This window comes from Mycoplasma sp. 2704 (genome assembly GCF_034863285.1).
Lineage (GTDB): Bacteria > Bacillota_I > Bacilli_A > Mycoplasmatales > Metamycoplasmataceae > Mycoplasmopsis.
The window spans coordinates 118,848-141,404 of sequence record NZ_JAYFFD010000002.1 but is presented as its reverse complement, the minus strand read 5'-3'; the positions used below and the strand labels follow the sequence as shown (position 1 = coordinate 141,404).

Below are 22,557 nucleotides of genomic sequence, written 5' to 3'. Positions count from 1 at the left end.
ACTTTTTTGAAAATTAAATCAATTTCAGATATGACGTTAATTCTTGTGGAATTTGTTGCCTCTTGTGAAAATTCTAAACAAAATAAATAAACAGACACACTAAAGGTGGATAGAAGGGTTAATTAGACATAATATCATCTCAACGTTGTCGGGGTGTTTTTCAATCTGATTTTGATTGAATACTTTCGTTGATGTATCAAAAATAAACTCATTAATTATTTTGCTAAGATCATCAAAAGTTATCTTGGTTATATAAATTAGTTTTAAACATTCAGATTCTAAAATCGAAAATAAATATTCTGCTTCTATGTTGTATGGCGAGTTGCTAACTCTCTCCATTGAAACAATGCCATTATTTTTAGATATTGTTTGCAAATAATCTTTAGTTAAATATTGGAAACAATGGTCTAAATGTGCTATTCATTGTTTGTTTAATTTTATTTTGACATGTATTTCATAACTAAATCTAAATCATTTATTTTGGACAAATTGTAATTTACAATAAATTTAGTTTTGTGGTCAATGTGAATTGACAAAAAACAAAATTGTTTTTAAAATTATTTTTTGACATTAGACCCTTTTTAAAATCATCATAATCTGAAAAAAGTTCAAGTCATTCATGTTGTTTAAGTTGTCTCATATATTCTCCTATACAAAAAACACGAAATATGGATTGTCCATATTTCGTGTCCCAGTTTAAATACAGTTTTGTCCGTATTTTGTGTTCTAGTTTAGATAATTTTGTCTTTTTTATATGTTTTTTAGGTTAATTAAGATTGGTTTTTGCAAGAAAAGTATCCATATCAATTCATTCATTTTTCGGATAGAAAGCACCAGTGTCAACAAAGTATTTATAAACTTGTTCCATTTTAGCAATGTTAGTTTGATAACCTTTTTTGTGGTCAGTGTAATAAGTATCACGAGATAAAATGTTAAAGGTATTTGCTAATGGGAAGTTTTGTATATTGACAAAGCTTTTCATTTTTTCTAAATCTCAACCGAATGTTTGTTTTAGGAATGTCATTGTGGTCAAAAGCACTGTTGTTGTACCTTGTAAGCCATATAATTGAGTTCTTGAATTATTATTTTGATCAAATAATACTGATGTGCCTTTTTCAATGTTACGATAATCAATTGCCAACATATTTTCTCAAGCAATTGTAGGATTTAATGTAATTGTATTAGCATATTCTTCTTCGCCAACGAGTAATTTAATGTATTCAACAGCATCTTGAGCATTATAACTTGGATGCAATTTAAAGAAGTAATTATATTGATTAGTTGGATATAACTCTTTAATTTTGGCAAAATAAGCTTTCACTTCATTGTAAGCATTTTCGTTTTGATTCAATCTTCAATCTTTGTCATTTTTTTTAAATAATGAAGAACCCATAAAGATTAAATTCTTTTTGTTTGCTGAATAATTATTTTTACCTTCAACAATAAGATCTAAAAAGCTCTTGCCATAAATTTGATTTAAGCGTTCAAAGTCTCCTTGATAATCAATGTTTTCGGCAAATTGTATGTAATCCTTATACATAAATGGATTAATTGGATATGACTTAATGTTTAATTTAGCTCAAACTTTACCTGCGTTTTCTAATCTTTGATTAAAAGCATTAATGTATGTGTTTTCTAAGTTGTAAATTTTAACTTTCTCTTGTAAAGTGAAGAAATAACGACAATCAATAGGCATTTTAATATATTCATCTGCTTGTAAATCATTTCAGTGTTTAAGCAATTCTGCTTGAGTATATGATTTACCTGCTTTTAGAGCAAAATTTAAATAATAATTCTCAATAAAATCATAAGGTTGAGAATTACCATCACTTAAAATAACTATTTTATTGGCATGTTTAAAAATTCAATCTCTTACAACAACGCGATCTTCATCGGATAAAGCTATTAAAGATACATCAGGTATATAAAAATCAAATTTATCAATTCCAGCTTCTAGATATGGTTGTAAATAAGTTGTTAATTCTTCTAAAGTTGTTGGTATTGTTGAATAAGCTTTATCCTCTTGGTTGTTAGTTGTATATTTCAAGTTGTCTAAAACTAATAATTTTCCATCTTTAGCATTCATTTCACCTGTTTCCGTATTTAGTACAGGTGTAAATTTGTTTAATAAATACTTAAAATTAAACCTTTGACTTTCTGGATTTTCATTAGTTTTGCCAATGTCCCAAACACCTTGATCAATTAAATAAACAACATCGTTGTAAGGTTGCTTTTCATTGTTAGCTGCGTTTAAATGACCAACAATTTGCATAAATGATGATAAAAATACTTGTGATGCGTTTCTAGAAAGAACAACCGTTGGATATGAATTATCTGCTGAGTCTTTTAAATCAGCGTAAAAATCTCTAAAATCAGCTCCTGGAGTAACTTCTGGATTTAATAATTTAATTTTTGATGAACTATTTTGTAATTCAGTTAAATTTGTTGAATTTGTCTTATTTGTTCAAGGATCTTTTGTTTTTTTCGCACATGAAGCTAGCAATGCTGTAGGAATAACCGATAATGGGGCAATTGCACAAAATAATTTTCTTTTAAATTTTTTCATAGGCAAATTATAATGTTTTTATTTTTAATCATTAAAATAAGCATTTTTTAATTAATTAATAACAATTAATAAATATTTATAAATAAAAATGTTAATTAATAAATCTCAATTACTGTAATGAATTTAATTCATAAATAAAAAAGACAAAACTATTATTACTTAAACTAATTGTTTAGAATAACCTTTATATTTCATAATTGTTTCTTTTTAATCTCCTTAATTCTTCAAGAATGCGATAATAAGTTGTGCTAAAAAGGTTAGTATTAAGAATGCGGTTAGCATTATCAAGTGCAATGGGTTTAGTTATTTGTAAATCAAAAACTAATCTTAATATTGCTTTTAGTCCTCGATTAATTAAACATCCGTTATATCATTTTTCTTCGGTGGTTTCTTTGTTTAGACTAATACTATTACCAAATCTAATGGCATCCATTTCAATTAAACCAAACGGTTGGTTGTAATTAATTAACCACCAATTGTTAATCAAAGCAATGATTTGGTTAATATCATTTGCAAACATTGTTTCTAAATGTCTTGAAATATTAGACGGTAATAGTTTCATTTTCTCTCCTTTGTCTATACAATTAGATTTTAATATTTATAAAATTTTATAAAAAGATTAAAAAAGTAAACTGGGTCACGAAATATGAACAATCCATATTTTGTGACCCATTTTAAAAGTTAAATATTTTATTTTGAATATGTTTCGAAAATAATTTTAGATTTCTTTTTATCAATAACGTTGTTTAATTCTTCTATTGATGCATTTTTAACATTTTCAAATGTCTTAAAATAATCTAGAAGTTTTTTGACAGTTGCATCACCAATCCCTGGTATTGAGTTTAAATCTGATTCTCTGAATTTATTTAAATATTTATGTTTCATTTTACTTTTAGCATACCTGTCAACTTCATTTTGCATTCTTGTAAACAAAAATAAAGCATCTTGTGAAATATTAATTATTTGATTTTTATCATTAATCAATTTTTCAGTTTTGTGTTTTGAATTTTTAACAAGACCAAAAACTTTTATATTTTCAAATTCTAATTCTTTTAATGCATATTTTGCTTCTTTTAATTGTTCAAACGATCCATCGACAATAAAAATATCATTTTCGTCAATATTTAAAGGTTTTGCAAATGTTTTAACAAATTTAAAAACAGTTAGATACATAAGTTCTAAATCAGAATGCTTGCTCATTTGTTTAAATTCTTCTTCATGATTAAAAAATCTATAATTCTCATGAATTTTTTTACCGTTTGAAAAACAAACTGAAACTCCTATTGGATTTTCTAAATATCAATGTGAATTATCAAACAAATAAATATTTTTAATTTTATTTTCAGCATTTAAAATATTTTCTAATTCTTTTTGAGTTTTAATATTGATTTCTTCTTTTAAAATTGCATCATTAATATTAATCTTTAAATATTCATTGTTATTTAACAATGATAAATTCAAGATTTCTAAGAATAATCCTTTTTTAGGGAAGGTGATTTTATTATTCAGTTTTGTATTAAGTTGAATTTGTTCATATTCGCTTTGCAGAATAATGTGATCTGGATAATCTTTATCTGAATAGTATCTTTCTAAATAATCAGATACATAATCAATTACATTCTCAATGTAATAGTTATTTAATTTATTGATTTCATTATTGTGTGCAGTTTGCACTCCATATCTATAAAATAAACTTTGTATAGATATGTGTTCATCTTTAACAATGAATGTATGCACATCAATGTTTTTGATGTTTTGAAGTTCAACTAATTGCGTATCTTTGATTCTTTTTAGCAAATGATAAGAATCATTATATTCTTTAGCAAGTTCAAAATCTCAATTTTCACTTGCTTTATCTCTTAAAGAAATTAACTTATCTAAAAAGTCATTATTTTGAAATTTTAAAATTTCAATGATTTTGTCAAATTTGTATTTTGACACAGAATAAGCTTGATTTTTAATTGGTAATCCATTTTCATACATAAAAAATCTAGTTAAAACCTTTAACAAATGTTTAAACTCGTGTTGATTTGAAAAAGGGCCATATGAAAATGTTGTATCTGTTGTTTTAGAATATACATAGTTTTTGTATATTTCTAATTGGTCTTTAGTATTTATATTTAATTTTAAATATGGATATCTCTTATCATCAAGTAACTTAATGTTATATTTGGGTTGATATTTTTCAATATAGTTCTTTTCAGCTAAAAAAGCTTCTTGATCTGTATTGTATGTAACAAAATCAAAATCATAGATTTCATCAATCATCTTGTATGTCTTATAAGAGTTAATTGAATTATTCAAATATTGATTTAATCTATTGTTTAAATCAATAGCTTTACCGATGTAAATGACTTGGTCTAATTCATTTTTCCATAAGTAAATTCCACTCTTATGTGGAGTTTTTTTAATCTTCTCTTTTATTCTGCTTATTCTTAAATCATCGTTCATAAGATATATTTTACCTATTTATTTTTAAAAAAATATAAAGAATATAACCATAAGGTTATTTATTAATGTATAATATTATCAAATTATTAATAACATTAAAGTAATATGAAAGTACAAAAGGAGTAAGTAATGACACAAATAAAAAACTATATCTACTTTCTACATAAGGTAATTTTAAAGAAAAAAAGCAGTTGAATCTTACCTGCTTTAGTTGGGACAATAATGATTGTCCTTTCAATTATTATTTCAATTATGAATATACAAAACAAATCACTAGTTATTTATTGTGCTAGTTTTGGATTGTTATTTATAACTATCTTCTTTTCTTCATTAAAGTCAATTAACTTATATAAAGATTTAGAGGAAGAAGGTTTAGAAATAATTACATTTTCTAAACCTATATCCAGAAAAACTATTTTTATAAGTAAACTGTTAATGTTTTTATTAATGGGGTTATATTGAGCATTATTTTGTTCTTTATTTAATTTAATATTAGGATTAACTTTAAGATTAGATGCTAGTTACTTTGTAGCATTCGTATTTATCACGCTAATCACAATATTTTTAGCATTTATCTTCTTTGGTTCAATCGCTTCATTAATAAGCTATAAACTTAATTCAAAGATTGCTATAACAGTCCCACTGTTATTCAGTATTCCGATGTTTTTAGCCGGGGGATTTATCTCATCAAACTCAACATCAACAGCTAATAACTTTGCTTACTATTTAAATTCTAAAAACCCTAATCAACCATCAGGTAATGATTCAAATACTAATTACTTTTATTTAGATAACAATAAAGATAATTACTACATCATCCCTAACGGATATGATGCAACGACTTTTAGTCAAAAACAAGATGCATACTTATCAGAAGCATACAAGATTTCAAAAAACTCATCTACTTCGTGAAGTATTTATTCTTATTTAGCAATTCCTTATCAAATGTTAGAAATATTCAACATTAATAATGAAGATATATTTAATAAACTAAATAATCAGAACACTAATAATTTAAGTGATTACTTATATTACAAGAACACTGATTCTCAAGTATATTCATATATTCTCGAGAAACAACCAAACCTACGTAAGTATCAAATAAGTGAAGGCAAAGAACAATATATAGTTCCAGGTGCACTTAAAAATCAATCATCTATTACAAATATCATCAACACAGATATCATCTATGCAAGAGAAGGTGCTTCAGACTTTAACATTATTTACCCAGAAGACAAATACAACTTTGTTACATCTGAAAACTTAGTCGGAAAACTAAAATGAGAAAACATACAGCAACTATTAAAATCAAATGTATTTAATAGTTTTACAAGCAAATACTTTGCTCAATTATTTAATTCAGAAGAATTACAAGAATATGTAAAAAACAATGATTTAGTTTCAATTAAAAACTTCATCTTAAGCGATATTCAAAGAAACTTAAATGATGAAAACTCTGAATTAAACAATTTAATTGATAACAACACAAATGTTCTTGAAGAAAATGCTATTAAAAATAAATTAGTTAAATCAAAAGTTGAAAAACAAATTTATTTATATTCAGCACTTATTTACTACATTTACTTTACATACAACGATTCAATTTACTTAAATGCTCTTTTAGTAAATGATGACTACGCAAATACATATGCACCATCTCAATTCAAAGTTAGATTAGATGATTACAATTATCAAATCGGTGGATTTGAAACATATGTACCAAAACAACAAATCATCAATAACCAAATTGTCATCAGATACGATTTAACAAAATCAAATAACTATTTATTTGCTACAACAGATCAAATTTATTCAATTCAAAGAAACAAAAAAGTTGTTAATAAATCAATCTTTGTTGTGATTTGAATAATCTTAGGAGCTTCTCTATTAGCAGCAAATACACTTTTATACATTAGAAAGGATTATAAATAATGAATAACACAAGTATTAAAGTTCAAAATTTAACAAAGATTTATAATCATAACTCTAATGAGAAAAAAGGAGTATTTGGTTTAAGTTTTGAAGTACCTAAAGGTTCTTTCCACGCATTTATTGGAGAAAATGGTTCAGGAAAAACAACAACAATCAAATCAATCATTGGTTCATACACAAACTTTAGTGGACAAATTTACATTAATGGAATTATTAACTCGGATCCTAAATCAAAAGCAAAACTTGGTTATGTTCCTGAAAATGCAATTTTCCCTAAAGAATTAAATGTATTTGAATATTTATACATTGTTTCTTTATTTGGAAACAAAGACAAGCAACAATTAAAAGACAAAATCAATAACTTTTTAGAAAAGTTTGAAATCTCTGATTTAAAGAAAAACAAACCTAATAACTTATCATCAGGTCAAAAGAAAAAAGTCTTATTAATTCAAGCATTATTAAACGACCCTGATTTAATCATTCTTGACGAACCTGCTGCTAACTTAGACCCAACAGCTAGATTTAAATTGTTTGAAATATTATCTGAATTAAATAAACAAGGTAAGACAATAATTATCAGTTCTCACATTTTAAGTGAGATTGATAAGTATACAACTTCATACACACTTATTCATAAAGGTAAATTAGTTTCATCAGGACAAAAACATAAAAGTCTTGAAGATATCTATTATGAAAAGATTATTCAAAATTAAGCTTCTTGCACCTTTATTGTTCTTACCAACAATAGCTCTCTCTTGTACTAATACAACAGAAAAAACTACTCCAAAAGTTTCAAAAGAAAAAAGACCACATCAAGCATTTCTAAAGAAATTAGGATCTTCTGAATTTATAAATAATTCAAGAGATTTGAATTTATATATAAATGCACAAAACAATATTCCAGATGAATTTATTAAAGAAATTCAATCATCATTGGTATATGCGCAAATATTAAACAATCCGATTTTAGAAAACAACACTCAAATTCAAGATACGTTAAAAGCATCAAAAACATTAGAAATGCTATTTAGAGATAACTGATTTTGATACTTAAGTAATCTAAATAAATTCAATTACTATTTAAACTTTTATCCATCAAGTTTCAAAGATAAAAAAAATGATGCTGGTGTGAATTTAACATTAGCAAAATACACAAAAGCAACACAAGATGGTATTAAGTTAAATATTGATTTACATAATTACAAATTGAATAAATATGTTGTTAAAAATATTCAATTAGATAGCAACTCAACACTTCAAAGATTAGATGTGATTTACGTTGTCCTAAACGAAAATTTAATACTACCTGTATTTAAATATTCGCAAGAAGACAAAACACATTTAAAAGCATCTGCTGAAATATTAAAAGTTGTCTCTACAGATAACATTGATGCAACAATTGATAATTTACATAGCAAATTAGTTGCTGCACACAATAAACTATTAAATGATGAGATTGAATACAGTAAAAGTATAAATGTTGAAGATTTATCATTTGTATATAAGAACTTTGATTATGCTAAATTTATTATGTTATTTAATTCATACAATTACTTTCAAAGCTTGTACTTAGCGTTAGAAGAAATTAATCAAGATAACTGGAAAATTATTAGATACACATTAGTAGGAGTACAAAATGATTAAAATTAAAAAAATGTTAAGTTTAATTAGTTTACCTCTTATTAGTGGAGTCGCAATTTCTTGTGCTAATTACACATCTTCAAATAAATTAGAAGCATACATAGATAACTCAACACAAATTAACCCTAAAGTTGAAAACTTGCAGCAAGTTAATCATAAAAAGATTATCGAAACTCTTTTAAACAACGTTTACAAACCAGAAAGTCAAAGAGAACGCAGTTTATATGTATACAATCAAGAACAAGACACATCATCAATCATTCAAAAATTCAAAGAAATAACAACAAGTTACAAACAAGAATTTAGATCTGATGAATTAAATGATTCTCTTGCTGAAAAAAGCAGACTACAAGATCTCTTAGTCTACTTTTCAGGTGATGAAAGAACAGAAGCAGAAAACAAAATAACTGAATTAACAGCAAAAATTAATGAAATTAAAGAACATAATACACCTGCTAAAAAAGAAAAATTCGCTAATAGTTTCTCAGATTTTATTTCGGAAAACTGATACTTTATCTTAAATAATTTAGATAAATTTAACTTCACATTCGTATCTTGATTGTTAGATCCAATCGGAAACGGTTATACACTATCAGACGAATACCAACAATCATTAAAAACAAAAAGTGAATACAAAAACTACAACGTACCAAACACATACATTGACGACATCAAATTAGGTGATGAATCAGGCGAAATGTCTGATGCTAGAGTTTATTATTTAAAGAAAAATAAACTAGTTTTCAGAATTACTATCAACAACATTTTGCAACCTGTTTCTAATTTAAAATTAGAACCGTTAAACTGATACTTTGGAGATTTAAAAAATAACAAAATATCACTTAATTTAATTTCTAATATTGTTCACTCAAGATTTATTCACGGATACGAAACGGGATTAGTTCAATTTGAAAAAAGTATGGTTAAAGATCTAAGTTACGGAGAACCTGCTAATGTTTTCTTCTTATGAAAGGGGACTAATGAAAATTAGTAAATTATTTAAAAAGATTTTAATGATATCACCATTAAGTTTACCTTTAGCAACTTTATCTTTTACACCTAGCACAGTATCGAAAACAGATGAAACTAGCGAACAAGAAAATGCTTTAAAACTTGAATGAAATAACTTTATTAAACAAGATTCAATTTGAAACTTACTTAACATCGTATATAAAGATGAAACCCAAAAACAAGCTTACATTGACTCACAATTTGAATTACTAAGCAATCCTGATTACAAACAGCAAATTAAAAACGCATTTGTATTCGGGAACAACATGACTCAATCATTTATTCAAGGAGAATTTGATTGAGGAACATTCTCAAGAATAAAACCATTTATAGTAAAACAATCAACTGCTCAAATAGATCAATTATTATCAACAAATTGACTATATGCACTATTTACAATTACTCAATTTGATTTAATTAAATCAACATTATTAGATAATGAAAACTTAGATGTCGCATCTAATGATCCTGAAAAAATTTATTCAAACTATGCAAAAATAAGTTCAAATCAATTCATTGATTATGTTTATGCAAAAAACAGTGATGAAACACTTGATAATTTATATTACTTGTTATCTAAAAATGGATTTATCTTAGAAATTGGAATTGAAAAGGATTGAGAAAATCCTGAATTACTCAAACCTAAATTACACGGATATGTAAAAACATTTCCAAATATTATCAATAATGACTATATATTAGACATTTTTGATTTAAACAAATATGTGCAGTTATTTGCTCCATTCGGTGTAGATAACTCTAACAAAGGTAACACCAATGAAATTTTATTTATAGACAATTATGGAGGGGTAAAATTAACATATACATTTGTAGATGTTAATTAACATTCATTATGAAAAAATTATTATTCTCACTTTCTTTGCTTAGTTTCTCGGCATTACCAATTGGTTCTGTAGCTTGCATTGATTTAACAGGTGGCAATCAATACAAAATAGCTAAACCTTACGTAGTAACTAAATTTGATGAATTTTTAAAAGAACAAAACATTACATTAGATCCTAAATACAAAGAAAAATTAGATAACTTCACAAATGAAGATTTAACTAAGTTAAGAAGCAAATTAGCAACACTTAAAGACACAGTTTTAAAACTTAAAAAGGATAACGAAGGTGTGCAAAAACCTGAATTTGCTGCTGCATTAGAACAAATGTCGCAATTGCTATCTGAAAACATTTACATCTTCTTACAATACATTTACTACTTTAACACTGTGTTTTATGATTATGGTTTATTATCATTTAACTTTGAAGATGATTCAAAGCCAAGACATTCAGATGAGTATTTACACTATTCAATTAACCAAGTTAATAGTTTCTCAGAAGTTAATGCAACTTCAGGACATACACACTATACATATATAACAAATGAAATCAAACCAGTTGGAAATATGTGACCAACAAGTTTTTCAAATGTAACTGAATCAAGAATTAAACCGGGATACCATGAATTTTATGTCGCATTTTCAAACATTGTCTATAAGTTTTATGTAAAAGAAGAAAGTGGTGTTTCACAAATTGTTATGGATCCAATTTGCTTTGCATTCAAATCATCTTTAGGCCAAGTTGATGCACAACAAATTGAAGAACTATACAATCTAAATTTAGAAGAATTAGAATTAGATAGAGCAAACCAAATTCTTAGAACTTTTGAAAACACAACACAAAGAGAACTTAAGTTCCCTCAAAGAAATATTATTTTCTAATAAACACGACCACCACAAGGTGGTTTTTGTTTTAAATTTAAAGTCAAAAATTCAATCAAAATTGCACCATTTAACACACTGATTTTTTATGGTCTTACAAAAAATTTTTGCTCAAAACTTACCTCAAAAAAGTTAAAAAAATTAAGGCCAAAATTAATCAATTTAGTAAAATAGCATTTATGAAAAGTAAGGCGCTTTTAATTCAAATTTTACCTATATCAAATGTATTAAAAGTATTCAATGATATTGACTATTCAACTAAAAAATACTTACGTGAAGAATACATTGAAAACTTATTTGATACGGTCTCCCTTTTAAAATAGCTATTAAAACTATATTAAAGAAAGGAGATTAAAAATAATGGCTATTAAAGTTAAAAGAAAAAAAGATAAGCAACCAATTATTGAATTAATTGACGTTGTTAAAGAATTTCAAAACAAAACAGTTTTACATAGTATTAATTTACAAATTCAACCAGGTGAGTTTGTAACTTTATTAGGTCCATCAGGTTCAGGAAAAACTACTATTTTAAGATTAATCGGTGGTTTTGAGTGGACTACACGTGGTGAAATTAAATTCAATGGTTTAGACATTAAAGATCTTGAACCACACAAAAGAAATGTTTCAACAATCTTCCAAGATTATGCACTTTTTCCACACTTAAACGTTTATGGAAACATTGCATATGGTCTTAAACTTAAAAGAATTCCTAAAGAAGTTATCGACCAAAAGAAAGTAAAACTTCTTGAAGAATTAACTAAAAAATGAGATGCTTTAAGTCATAAAAAAATGGAACAACTTGACAAGTTACAAGAAAAATATGAAGAACAACTTGAAAACTTAAAAGAAGGGACATACCAATACAAGAAAATTCAAAAATGACTTGATAACTCAGACTTCGTTTATTCATATTGAGAAAGTTACACAGCATTAAAAGTTGAAGCATTCCAAAACCTACACTTCAAACGTAGAATGACAAGACAAGAAATGGATGAAAAAATTAACAAAATCATCGATCTTGTAGGTCTTACAGGAAATGCTGATAAAGCTATTTCTGAACTTTCAGGTGGTATGAAACAACGTGTTGCATTAGCTCGTTCACTTGTTATTGAACCTGAAATCTTACTTTTAGATGAACCACTTAGTGCACTTGATGCAAAAATTAGACAAAAAATGCAAGTGTTATTAAGAAGTATTCAACAAGAATTAGGTCTTACATTTATTTTTGTTACTCACGACCAAGACGAAGCTCTTGAACTTTCAGATAGAGTTGCTGTTATGCGTGATGGTGTTATTGAACAATATGACACACCTAAAAACATCTACGACTATCCGGTTAACATCTGAGTCGCTAAATTTATCGGTGATTCAAACATCTTTGATGCTAAATTCACAAAACAAGGCAAAATTAAGATATTAAACAAAGAGTTCAAAACAATTCACGAAGCAGATGAATTTGAACCAGGTGAAGTACTTGATGCACTTATTAGACCAGAAGATATTGACATTTACTCAGAACCATCTAAAACTTCAAACAAATTATCAGGACACATTTCTGACATTTCTTACAGAGGAAGCTACTACTACATTAAAGTTGAAATTGATGAACAAACAGTTATTTATGTAGAAACATCTAAGAAATTTGAACTAGGTGAAAAAGTTTACTTAAGTTGAACAATTGACTCAGTCCATTTAATGCGTAAAGACGCTAAGTGAGATTATTCAAATAATGAATTCCAAAACTAATAAATTCAACTTCACTTTTGATAAAAAAACACATCTAGTTTGACCTTATTTCCTAATTGCGCTCTTACTTATTATTCTTCCAATTATTTTAATTGTGCTTTATGCACTTATACCAAACGAAAGTTTTGATAACTGAGTTTTAATCAAGTCATCAAGTACTTGAAAAATTATGGGACGTTCATTATGAATCGGATTAGCAGCATCAATGTTATGCTTAATCATTGGATTCCCATATGCTTACTTTGTTTCAACATCTAAATCTAAGATTTTCAAAATTTGTGCACTTAGTTTAATAATTTCACCACTTGCAATTTTCACAATTGCTAGAATTTATTCAATTAAAGCTTTATTCTTAGGGATTATGGCACACAACACAAAAAGCTTAAACAATGAAGCATTTATGGTATTTGGACTAATGTACCTTAATTTACCTTTAATGATCATGCCTTTATACACAGTGTTTAAAGATATGCCAAAAAACATCATTGAAGCAAGTCACGACTTAGGTTACAATCAAACTCAAACAGTTTTCAAAGTTATCATTCCATATGGTATTAGAGCTATCTTAAGTGGTTTTGGTATGGTGTTCCTTGCGTCTGCTACAACCTTTGTTATCTCAGCAAAACTTCTGCCAGACGGTTCACAATATCAAACAGTTGGAGATATTATCAACTCAAGAGCAAACCCAGGAAATAAATTTGACTTAGCAGCAGTTTCTGTTTTAGTTATCGTGGTATCTGCTATTTTCTTAAGTATTTATGGAATTATTTTATTAACTCCTAAAATAATTTTCAGACTTAAAAAAGGAGCGCACTATGAGTAAATTCTTAAAAAGATCTTATATTTACATCATTTTATCAATCGTTTATATACCACTTTTATTTGGAGTTATTTACTCATTTAACCAACCGACACCAAAAGGTCAATTCAACCCAACTTGAACTAAAGGTACATTTGACAACTGACTTCATTTATTTGATAACAACAGAGCAATGTCGCTTGTAAACAGCTTACTTTTAGCTCTTATTGTAAGCTTTTTAGTATGTACAATTTCACTTGTAACTGTATATGCACTATACAGACAGAAGAACAAGATTGTTAGATCATACGTAAACTCAACAATTAACATTCCTCTTATTAACCCAGATAACATTACAGCTATTGGACTTGTTCTTGTCTTTGGTATCTTCTTTGGAGTTATTCAAACAGATAGCGAAGGATTTGGACGTGTTGTAGTAGCTCACACAATCATGACACTTCCATATGCAATTTCACTTATGTTACCAAGAAGTGAAAAATTCAACAACAACCTTTACGAAGCAAGTCAAGATTTAGGATACTCAAAATTAAGATCTTGATTCAAAACTTACTTTGTTTATATGATCCCTTCAATTATTATGTCTGTAATAGTAGCTTCTGTTCTTTCATTTGATGATTTTATCATCACTAGAACAGTGTCTAATATGCAAACAATTGGAACTGATTTATACGCAGGTTCATTTGAGCCTTGAGGACTTATTTTTGGTGCTATTATCCTTGTATTAACTATTATCGGAAACATTATTTACGTTGCAGTTAAGAAAGGTAAGAAATAATAATGAAGAAAATTATTAAAACATCATTAATTAGTGCTGGGATTTTAACAATTGCAGCAGTAGGAACTGGCTTAATTGTTTCAAAAGCAATTAACCGTTATAAACCACCTTTTTACAACTTTAGATCATATATGTCAAATGATAATAAAGAGAAGTTAAGAGATGTATTCAGTTATGCTGAATTTAACGAAGTTAATGAGTTTAATAATGCATTAATCAACCACAAAGCAGCTGCAGGAATCGGTGGAGATTTCCTAGCTGCATCACTTATTAAAAAAGAATGCTTGCAAAAAATTGATTACTCAATTTTACTTAACAAACCTGAACTTAAAAACGACAGAGAAAAAACAAAACAATATCTTAAAAACATTATCAAATCTGAAGTTTGAGAGCATCTTGAAAATTACAACGAACAATTAAAGACTAAATTTAATGGTGAAGAGCTTAAAGACGAAAAAGGTAATTACCCTGAACTTTGAGAATACTTTTTCCCTTACTTTTCTCAAGATATGGTAATTGCTTACAACATTAAGAAAAAACCAATTGCACCTGAAAAGAAAACTGAAGACGATGCAATTAATCTTGATTTATACGCTGATAAATTTAATAATGGATATGAAACAAATTCTATTATCAACTCACTTAAAATAGTTGCTGATAATGGATTTGATTCTTGAATCATCACTGACGCAGTCAGAGATAACTTGTTATATGGTTCATCTTATTGAACAAATGCAGATGGAACTCACAGTGCTGATCAGTTCACTGGTGCAGTTACAAAAGAAACATACAAAGGTCTAATTGATTCTTTTGTTTCACTTATTAAAGATGGAACAGGTTTCCCAATTGGACACAAAAACATCTCATTCCAAGGAGATGGACTTGAATTATTAAATAACTTAATTAACCCTAAAAGAGATGTCAATGCAGCTATTATGTACAATGGTGATGCTATTGATGCATACTATGGAGAAGATAACTTCCCAGGCAAAGTCGAAGATGGCGAAATTAGAGTTATTAAACCTAAAGAAAACATTTTATTAGTCGATGGACTTATCTTATCTAAAGTTAACACAGAAGAATCAAACAAACTCTACCTAGAAACAATTAGAGATGGATTCTTAGATAACTTACCAGAATTAGCAGAACAATTCGACCACATCGACAAAAAATATGCAAAACAAGAATCCGGTCTTAAAAAACAATTATTCATTGAGCACGCTGTTGCACAAAGATGAAAAGTCCTTCAAACAGGTACAGAAGATTCTCCAAGTGCATTTAAGGAATTAGCTACTGATAAATTCGTTGAGCTAGGTCTCATAGACGAAAACGAAAATCAAGACAAATTAAATAACGTAATTATTAAATACGCTGACTTACTTGATTTATCACTTCCTGCTAACAAAGAATACTTAGATAAGTATCTTGAATTAAATGCAGAACACAGCAAATTCTTGCATAACGAACGTGAAGAAGATGTTGATCTAGACGATAGAATTAACATCTATCCTTACAGACTTAAAGATTACTTTAACAAAACAGAAAAATTAAATAACTTCTTTACACAAGTTGCAACTGATATTAAGAACTTTACATATCCAGAAGCAGATGAAGAAGCTTCGGCACTTTCATTACCAGAAAATGCAGATGATGAAATTAAAGTCTTATTTGCATTAGTTTTTGAAAATGAAAAAACATTTAAAGAACAAAAAGATGAAAATGCAGAAATTACAATTGAAAAATTAACAGACTTTATTAAGTCTTATATTGCAAAAGTAATTTCATACCTTGATTTAAGTAATGAAGATGTTATTGATGCATACAAAAACTTAACAAATTTCAATTACATTAACTATGTTCCTTCACAAGCAGTTGATTATGAATTAGTTCTTAGAAACTACTTTGCTTCAGCTGAAGATGGAATTGATGCTAACGTAATTAATATTTATGAAATCAATAATAGTTCAACAATTCACAAAACACTTCAACCAATTAATGATCAACTTTCATCAAGCACAAGCACATATTACAATGAAAAAACTAAAGGGTAGTCAACAATGACTGCTCTTTTTTTACAGCTTGTGCACTATAGTAAAAGAAAAAAGCAACCAAATTTGATTGCCTAATTTTCTAATTAAAACACATATAAATTATCATACTTTTTAACATTGAATCTAGGTTTTAAGAATTGTTTTGAAGACTTACCAAATGATAAGAATTTCTTACCTTTTCCAAAGTTAAAAATAATTTTATCTTGAAGAATAAAGATACCGGCACATGCATATAAGTAAAGCGTTCCTATTACAATTAATGTAAACACATTAAATGGTCATTTCATTAACGGACCAATTAAACTTGAGAATGGATTATATTTGTCTTTTCCTACGTAAATGTAATTGCTCTTTCAAGCACTTGGTGCTAAGTCATCAAGTGCTCAATTTAAGAAGAAGCAAGCTACAACAAGTAATCCGAATAACGCAAGTGTTGTTAAGATATCTTTGTTTCTCATTGAATATGGATACACAATAGAAACAATAAATGTAGAAAGCAACATAAATACGTGAAGTGCCATTAAATCATAGAATATGTAGTTATCGTAGTAAATATGGAACTCGTATTCTTTACCTTTTTCATAGAATTTACCAAATGCTGTAAATGTTTCATCAGGTGTGTAATTTATCTTAACATCAGGTAATATAAGCGCAATAGTTGCACCAAGGAAACTAAGTGAAATTAAATATTTCATTCATTGTGGTTTATTTAATAAAAGCACAATACCAATTGAAATTCCTAAAATTCTACACATATGAAGTGGTATAGATTCTCATTTACCTGGATATTGTGTAACTCCAAACACAATAGCTCTAGCAGCGATAAATGTAAGTGTTAGTGCTCCTGCAGTTCTAATTAATATTTCTTGAGTTTTTGCAGACACATTTTTACGCTTAATTGCTTCGTGTATTTGTCTTTTGAAGATTCAAATAACAAAAATAATCAACATAGCAATAACTCAAGATAATCTAAGACCTAAATTAGTTTGAGCTAGCATTGTCTCTGATATTTCACCACCACCGGTTCAAGATCAGAAACCAGGTTTTAAGAAAAAATATTTTTCTTCAAAGTTCATAATGCTCCTTTAAGGGTTTATAAATTATCTAACAATTATAATTGTTTATATATAAAAGTGAAATTTTATTATTAAGTTATTTAATTTATTAAATAAACTAAATTACCTTGTTACTAGGTGAAAAAGAAAACCCAAACTACATAAAGTAATTTGAGTTAGATGTATAAATGAAACAATAATTATTTACTGTTCATTTTTTCAAGTCTTTTGTTGAATCTGTCGATTCTACCTGTCGCTTTAACTTGTGCTCTTGACCCTGTGTAAACTGGGTGGCATCCTGAACATACGTCTACTGTAAAGTTTGGTTTAACTGATTTGAATTGGAACACTTTGTGGCAAGTTGAACAAGTAACGTTTACTTCGTGGTATGGTAAGTGAATATCTTTTTTCATAAATAAAACTCCTAATATTCCTAATTACTATTTTGAGTAGAACTCAACGATTAAAGCATCCTTAATTTCTGCGTGAATTTCGTTACGTTCTGGTAAACGGTCTAATTTAACTGAAAAGTCTTTTCTTGTCATTCAAGCTGAAGCAGCTTTTTGTTCCATAGCTTCAAGAATTTGTTTGTTGTCTCTTGATTTTTCTTTAAGAGTAATTTCTGAACCTAATGAGATTGACATAGAAGGAATGTTTGCTTTTTTACCATCAACAACAAAGTGTCCGTGGTTAACAAGTTGACGAGCTTGTCTTCTTGTTGTAGCAAATCCTGCTCTATAAACTAAGTTGTCTAAACGAACTTCTAATAATTGAAGTAAGTTTGTCCCTGTAATCCCTTTAGCTTTAACAGCTTTTTCAAAAACTCTTCTTAATTGTTTTTCATTTAAACCAAATAAGTGTTTAACTTTTTGTTTTTCGTATAAGTGTAATCCGTATTCAGATAATTTAACACGTTTGTTTCCGTGTTGTCCTGGAGCATAAGTTCTCTTTTTACCTTTAGCGAATTCTTTACCTGATTCTAAGATAGAGAATCCTAAACGACGTGACTTTTTAAATACAGGTCCTGTGTATCTTGACATAGTATTTTTACCTCTTTCTGCATAACTTAGAGGGTTTATTTCTAACTAGTTAAATTTAACTTAATGCTTTGGATTAAATCAGCTAATCTACTTGCAATGTTATAGTCATGTTAAATTTATTTAAAAGTCATAATAAACTGCTGTTTTATGCTTATTTATTCTATCATTATTTTATAAATAATGAATTATTATTTAGCTCTATATAACCTATTTAAAAAGATTTTTTATTTTGCTTCTTTTCGCTTAATTTATTAATTAATTTTGTTTGATTAATTCAGCTATTTGCATTTGTAAAATCAATCAACAAAATGAATATACATTATTTAAAAAACAATATAATTAATAAATAACTTTATTAATTAGTTAAGGAGTGTTATGAAACAAAAATTATTAAGTGGAATAAAACCAACTGGTGATTTAACATTAGGTAATTACATTGGTGCAATTAGAAATTTTGTGCAAATGCAGAATGATTATGAATCATACATTTTTGTAGCTGACTTACACGCACTTACAACCGGAAGTGTCGATCCAGCTGAACTTAAAAAAGCAAGAAAAACCATTGTTGCACTTTATTTAGCTTGTGGACTTAATCCAGAAAATGTAACAATTTTCTATCAATCACAAGTTAGTGCGCACGGAATGATGAATTGACTTTGTACATCAGAAACGACAATTGGTGAATTGCAAAGAATGACCCAATTCAAAGATAAGTCACAACAAATTAAACAAGCTAACGGGACTTCTAAAATACCTACTGGTCTTTTAATGTATCCAGTACTAATGGCTGCTGATATTCTTTTATACAACCCTGATGTAGTTCCTATTGGAGAAGATCAAACTCAGCACCTTGAATTAACCAGAAACATTGCTGAAAGATTTAATTCAAAATACAATGCTAACTTCACAATTCCTAACGGAGTTGTTCCTAAAGTTGGAGCAAGAATTAAATCACTTACTGATCCTACTGCTAAAATGTCAAAAAGCGAACATGGTACCAAATCAACCATTTACTTACTTGAAGACCCACAGCAAGCTTACAACAAGATTATGAAAGCAGTTACTGACTCAGAAGGTAAAGTATATATTTCAAATGATAAACCTGGTATCTTAAACTTACTTAATATCTATGCTTCATTAAACAACATAACACTTGAACAAGCAGAAGAATTATTTAAAGATAAAAACTATAAAGAATTTAAAGAAGCAGTTGCTACATCAGTTAAAAATCTTTTAATTGATATTCAATCAAAATACAATGCAGCTTTAAAAGAAGTTGACAAAATAACTGATGAAGGTGCAATTAAAGCTTCTAAAATCGCAGATTATAATTTAAACAAGTTAATGAAAAAAATGGGACTTTATTCCTCATTGACAAAACCCAAAAACGATAAATAAGAGGTAAATTAATATGAAAGCTAATAAAAAACTTAACCATACAACAAGTCACTTACTTGGTGCAGCTGTTGAAAAACTTTATCCAAATGTTAAATTAGGATTTGGTCCAGCTACTGAAGAAGGTTTTTACTACGACTTTGAATTTGCTGAACCACTTTCAGAAACAGAATTACTTAAAATTGAAAAGTTTATGAAAAAACTTGCTTCAAGAAATTTAGTTATGAAGCAAGTTTCAATAGATGAATATTCATTTGAAGGTAAACCTTACAAAAAAGAACTTTATGACGAATTAGTAGCAGCAGGTAAAGAAGTTACATTCTATGCTCTTGTAGATCCTTTAAGTAATGAAACAATCTTTGTTGACTTATGTGCTGGTGGACACGTTGAAGACACAAAACATATTAAACACTTTAAATTACTTAACTTAGCTGGTGCATACTGAAGAGGAAATTCAGATAACATCCAATTAACAAGAATTTATGGAACATCTTGAGATACAGCAGCAGAACTTGAAGAATACTTAGAAATCCTTAAAGATAGAAAAGAAAGAGACCACCGTAAAATTGGTAAAGAAATGAAATTATTCACATTCAACAAATTAGGTGGTCAAGGATTACCATTCTGATTAGAAGATGGAATGTACATTCACAATGAAATTAGAAACCTTGTTCTTAAAATGGACAGAAAATACGGTTTCACAGAAGTTTTAACACCACACTTTGGTGAAGAAGAACTTTACAAAATTTCAGGACACTTAGCTCACTACAAAGATGATATGTTTAAACCAGTTGTGCTTGAAAATGAAAAGTTAATCGCACGTCCAATGACTTGTCCTCACCACATTATTTGCTACAACACAGAAAAACGTTCATACCGTGACTTACCAATTAGATATTCAGAACAATCACAACTTTACAGATATGAAAAATCAGGTGCTCTTACAGGTCTTGAACGTGTTAGAGGAATGCTTTTAACAGAAGGACACTTGTTTGTTAGAAAAGATCAAATTGCTCAAGAATTCAAATCAATGTATCAATTAATTAAAGAAACATTAGAAATCTTTAAAATTCAAATTAGTTATGTTTCTTTAAGTTTAAGAGATCCTGAAAACACAGATAAGTACTATTCAGATGACAAGATGTGAAATGAAGCTGAAAATGAACTTAGAAAAGTACTTAATGAATTAGGTGTTAAATACGAAGAAAAAATCGGAGAAGCTGCTTTCTATGGACCTAAAATGGATATTCAAATCTTTACAGCTTTAGGACACGAAATCACAGTTTCTACATTACAACTTGACTTCTTATTACCTGAAAGATTTGATATCACATACACAAACAAAGACAATCAAGAAGAACGTCCAGTTATGATCCACAGAGGTCTTATTGGAACATATGAACGTTTTGTTTCAATTCTTTTAGAACAAACAAAAGGTGTGCTTCCATTCTGATTAGCACCAAAACAATTCACAGTTATTCCTGCTACAAATAATCCAGAAGACGTGAAATACGCATCAGACATTAACCAATTATTATTCAATGCAGACTTTAGATCTAAATTAGACGACCGTGAAGAACGTTTAGGTAAAAAAGTGCGTGAAGCACAAATGTCAAAATCTAAATTCCAAATCATTGTTGGAGAAGCTGAAAGATTAAATGAAACTGTTTCATACCGTGAATATGGTAAACAAGAAACAACAACAATGCCTGTTGCAGAATTTGTCCTAAAAATGATGAGATTGAGAGATTCTCGTGAATAATAAAAAACAAGAAAACAAAAACGAAAAGAAAGCTAGAAAACCAATTAATGGTTGATACATATCATTTTTAGTAATATTTTGAGTTTTGGCTGCTGCAATGATTTTAACAAGTGGAAACATCATCCCTTGAGATAGAATCGTTCCAAATTCTGTTTATAATGTACCTCTTTATGCACGTATATTAGCATCAATTTTCTTTCCAATCTTAGTTCTATCATTCGGTTTCTTTGTTGTTTTAAAAGAAAAAATGAGTGTTTGAAGACTTGTTAACTATGTATTCATTATTGGAATTATAATCACACTATTTTGAGTTCCTAGAATGATTAATGTTAACGAAGGAACAGAGAAAGCTGAAGCTAGTTGACAACCAAAATGACTATTATTCCCTTATGATGTAACTGTTGTATTTGGTGTTTGTGTAATCTTATACGCTTTATGTTTATACTTTGTCACACCAAAATTTGTAAGTTACATGAGACCAAAAATCCAAAATTTCTTAGGTCGTCTCAAGAAACAAAAATCAATTTTAGAACAAGAATCAAAAAACTAAAAATAATAATTATTAAAATTCCTATCGCTGCTGAAGTGA

The 22,557-nt window shown here is 27.9% G+C and carries 20 protein-coding genes; 14 read left to right on the top strand and 6 right to left on the bottom strand.

The annotated features are described in order from the left end of the window. Nucleotides 1–766: 766 nt before the first annotated feature. The 3 genes from VBM90_RS01355 to VBM90_RS01345 all read right to left on the bottom strand — a co-directional run bounded on the left by VBM90_RS01355 (nucleotide 767) and on the right by VBM90_RS01345 (nucleotide 5,017). A complete protein-coding gene (locus VBM90_RS01355; protein ID WP_323176591.1) occupies nucleotides 767–2,566 on the bottom strand; it encodes a hypothetical protein in 1,800 nt (599 codons plus the stop codon). 184 nt (nucleotides 2,567–2,750) lie between these two features. After that, entirely contained in the window at nucleotides 2,751–3,128 is a 378-nt protein-coding gene (locus VBM90_RS01350; protein ID WP_323176590.1) for a hypothetical protein, read from the bottom strand. Nucleotides 3,129–3,256: 128 nt separating this feature from the next. Continuing rightward, nucleotides 3,257–5,017: a GIY-YIG nuclease family protein gene (locus VBM90_RS01345; RefSeq protein ID WP_323176589.1), complete on the bottom strand. Its 1,761-nt coding sequence runs from the start codon at nucleotides 5,015–5,017 to the stop codon at nucleotides 3,257–3,259. 129 nt (nucleotides 5,018–5,146) lie between these two features. Between VBM90_RS01345 and VBM90_RS01340 the strand changes: the two genes are divergently transcribed. The 11 genes from VBM90_RS01340 to VBM90_RS01290 all read left to right on the top strand — a co-directional run bounded on the left by VBM90_RS01340 (nucleotide 5,147) and on the right by VBM90_RS01290 (nucleotide 16,716). After that, entirely contained in the window at nucleotides 5,147–6,949 is a 1,803-nt protein-coding gene (locus VBM90_RS01340; RefSeq protein WP_323176588.1) for an ABC transporter permease, read from the top strand. Continuing rightward, nucleotides 6,949–7,662: an ABC transporter ATP-binding protein gene (locus VBM90_RS01335; protein ID WP_323176587.1), complete on the top strand. Its 714-nt coding sequence runs from the start codon at nucleotides 6,949–6,951 to the stop codon at nucleotides 7,660–7,662. The genes VBM90_RS01340 and VBM90_RS01335 overlap by 1 nt, the downstream gene beginning before the upstream one ends. Further along, on the top strand, nucleotides 7,640–8,593 hold the full coding sequence (locus VBM90_RS01330; protein WP_323176586.1) for an aromatic motif membrane protein: 954 nt from the start codon (nucleotides 7,640–7,642) through the stop codon (nucleotides 8,591–8,593). Before VBM90_RS01335 ends, VBM90_RS01330 begins: the two co-directional genes overlap by 23 nt. Beyond that, a complete protein-coding gene (locus tag VBM90_RS01325; RefSeq protein WP_323176585.1) occupies nucleotides 8,586–9,581 on the top strand; it encodes an aromatic motif membrane protein in 996 nt (331 codons plus the stop codon). Before VBM90_RS01330 ends, VBM90_RS01325 begins: the two co-directional genes overlap by 8 nt. Further along, nucleotides 9,571–10,446 (top strand): aromatic motif membrane protein, encoded by an 876-nt coding sequence (locus VBM90_RS01320; RefSeq protein WP_323176584.1) that lies wholly within the window; start codon nucleotides 9,571–9,573, stop codon nucleotides 10,444–10,446. The genes VBM90_RS01325 and VBM90_RS01320 overlap by 11 nt, the downstream gene beginning before the upstream one ends. A gap of 8 nt (nucleotides 10,447–10,454) precedes the next feature. Continuing rightward, nucleotides 10,455–11,324: a hypothetical protein gene (locus tag VBM90_RS01315; RefSeq protein ID WP_323176583.1), complete on the top strand. Its 870-nt coding sequence runs from the start codon at nucleotides 10,455–10,457 to the stop codon at nucleotides 11,322–11,324. Between the two features lie 179 nt (nucleotides 11,325–11,503). Continuing rightward, nucleotides 11,504–11,647 (top strand): hypothetical protein, encoded by a 144-nt coding sequence (locus VBM90_RS01310; RefSeq protein WP_257088689.1) that lies wholly within the window; start codon nucleotides 11,504–11,506, stop codon nucleotides 11,645–11,647. 37 nt (nucleotides 11,648–11,684) lie between these two features. After that, on the top strand, nucleotides 11,685–13,070 hold the full coding sequence (locus VBM90_RS01305; RefSeq protein ID WP_323176582.1) for an ABC transporter ATP-binding protein: 1,386 nt from the start codon (nucleotides 11,685–11,687) through the stop codon (nucleotides 13,068–13,070). Further along, complete coding sequence (locus VBM90_RS01300) at nucleotides 13,054–13,893, top strand: ABC transporter permease (protein ID WP_323176581.1); 840 nt, start codon at nucleotides 13,054–13,056, stop codon at nucleotides 13,891–13,893. Before VBM90_RS01305 ends, VBM90_RS01300 begins: the two co-directional genes overlap by 17 nt. After that, nucleotides 13,886–14,665 carry an ABC transporter permease gene (locus VBM90_RS01295; RefSeq protein WP_323176580.1) on the top strand — a complete coding sequence of 260 codons (780 nt, stop codon included), beginning with the start codon at nucleotides 13,886–13,888 and terminating at the stop codon, nucleotides 14,663–14,665. Before VBM90_RS01300 ends, VBM90_RS01295 begins: the two co-directional genes overlap by 8 nt. Before the next feature lie 2 nt (nucleotides 14,666–14,667). Continuing rightward, on the top strand, nucleotides 14,668–16,716 hold the full coding sequence (locus VBM90_RS01290; protein ID WP_323176579.1) for a hypothetical protein: 2,049 nt from the start codon (nucleotides 14,668–14,670) through the stop codon (nucleotides 16,714–16,716). Nucleotides 16,717–16,799: 83 nt separating this feature from the next. On the opposite strand, the gene VBM90_RS01285 is transcribed toward VBM90_RS01290, so the two are convergent. From VBM90_RS01285 to rpsD, 3 genes are all read right to left on the bottom strand, one after another. Further along, nucleotides 16,800–17,792 (bottom strand): YwaF family protein, encoded by a 993-nt coding sequence (locus tag VBM90_RS01285; RefSeq protein ID WP_323176578.1) that lies wholly within the window; start codon nucleotides 17,790–17,792, stop codon nucleotides 16,800–16,802. A 179-nt stretch (nucleotides 17,793–17,971) separates the two neighbouring features. Next, a complete protein-coding gene (gene rpmE, locus VBM90_RS01280; RefSeq protein WP_323176577.1) occupies nucleotides 17,972–18,184 on the bottom strand; it encodes a 50S ribosomal protein L31 in 213 nt (70 codons plus the stop codon). A gap of 27 nt (nucleotides 18,185–18,211) precedes the next feature. Beyond that, the gene (rpsD, locus tag VBM90_RS01275) at nucleotides 18,212–18,811 is read right to left on the bottom strand and encodes a 30S ribosomal protein S4 (RefSeq protein ID WP_323176576.1); all 600 of its coding nucleotides are present in this window, start codon (nucleotides 18,809–18,811) and stop codon (nucleotides 18,212–18,214) included. Nucleotides 18,812–19,186: 375 nt separating this feature from the next. Between rpsD and trpS the strand changes: the two genes are divergently transcribed. Genes trpS through VBM90_RS01260 form a run of 3 tightly spaced genes read left to right on the top strand, consistent with a single transcriptional unit; the run spans nucleotide 19,187 to nucleotide 22,518 of the window. Then, entirely contained in the window at nucleotides 19,187–20,209 is a 1,023-nt protein-coding gene (gene trpS, locus VBM90_RS01270) for a tryptophan--tRNA ligase (RefSeq protein ID WP_323176575.1), read from the top strand. A 13-nt stretch (nucleotides 20,210–20,222) separates the two neighbouring features. Continuing rightward, the gene (gene thrS, locus VBM90_RS01265) at nucleotides 20,223–21,968 is read left to right on the top strand and encodes a threonine--tRNA ligase (protein ID WP_323176574.1); all 1,746 of its coding nucleotides are present in this window, start codon (nucleotides 20,223–20,225) and stop codon (nucleotides 21,966–21,968) included. Beyond that, a complete protein-coding gene (locus tag VBM90_RS01260; RefSeq protein WP_323176573.1) occupies nucleotides 21,961–22,518 on the top strand; it encodes a hypothetical protein in 558 nt (185 codons plus the stop codon). Before thrS ends, VBM90_RS01260 begins: the two co-directional genes overlap by 8 nt. Nucleotides 22,519–22,557: the final 39 nt, after the last annotated feature.